A 785-nucleotide genomic window follows, 5' to 3' on the forward strand; every position below is an offset into this window, starting at 1 on the left:
GCGGTTCGACGACAGCGCCGAGCTGCAGGTGGTCTTCGCCTACAAGCCGGGTGTGCCGACCAGTGTCGGAGTGATCCCGGGGAGCGGGTCCACGGCGTACTGCAACAAGTCCTCCTCCGACCCGCTGGTGGTGACACGCACGGACCCGATGGTCCAGGCCCGCGTGCAGACACTGGTCGAGGCCCACATGGGGGACGAGGAAGGCTCGCTGCAGGCCGAATTCGTGATCGAGCGCGGTGACGACTCCCCCTGGCACGAGGCGTGGACCGGGTACATGCCCAATCCCGGCTGGCATCCGGACGAGACGCTGGAGAAACTGCGCACCAACGACCGTGCCGACAAGGGCTTGTACCGCTACAAAGCGCGGACGCAGTCACACTGGTCCTACGCCGGCAAGAGCGGTGACCTGTGGTCGCCCTACAGCTCCTGGTGCTACTTCAAGGTCGACTCCTCCGCGCCCAAGGCGCCCCGCATCACCGCCGGTTCCCCCTACACCGAGTGCACGGCGAACCTGTGCGAGGGCAAGGGCGGCCCCGGTATCCCTGGCTCGTTCACCTTCCAGCCGAACACCGCGGACATCGACACCACCGGGCACACCGACATCACCGCCTATGAGTACAAGCTGTTGACCACGCGTGCGGCGTCGGTGTCCGGGACCACGAAGGCCCAGGTGAAGGACGTCACGCCGCCGCTGTCAGGCACGCAGGTGCTGTCGGTGCGCGCCAAGGACGTCTACAACCGGTGGGGCACGCCTACCGAGTTCACCTTCAAGGTGGCCCCGCCTC

General features: G+C 67.0%; 1 pseudogene. It reads left to right on the plus strand.

The features are described 5' to 3' along the window. Positions 1–785 (plus strand): annotated as a pseudogene (locus ABD350_RS37875) (LamG domain-containing protein); the annotation flags it as partial.

This window comes from Streptomyces nogalater (assembly GCF_039532885.1).
Classification (GTDB): Bacteria; Actinomycetota; Actinomycetes; order Streptomycetales; family Streptomycetaceae; genus Streptomyces; species Streptomyces nogalater.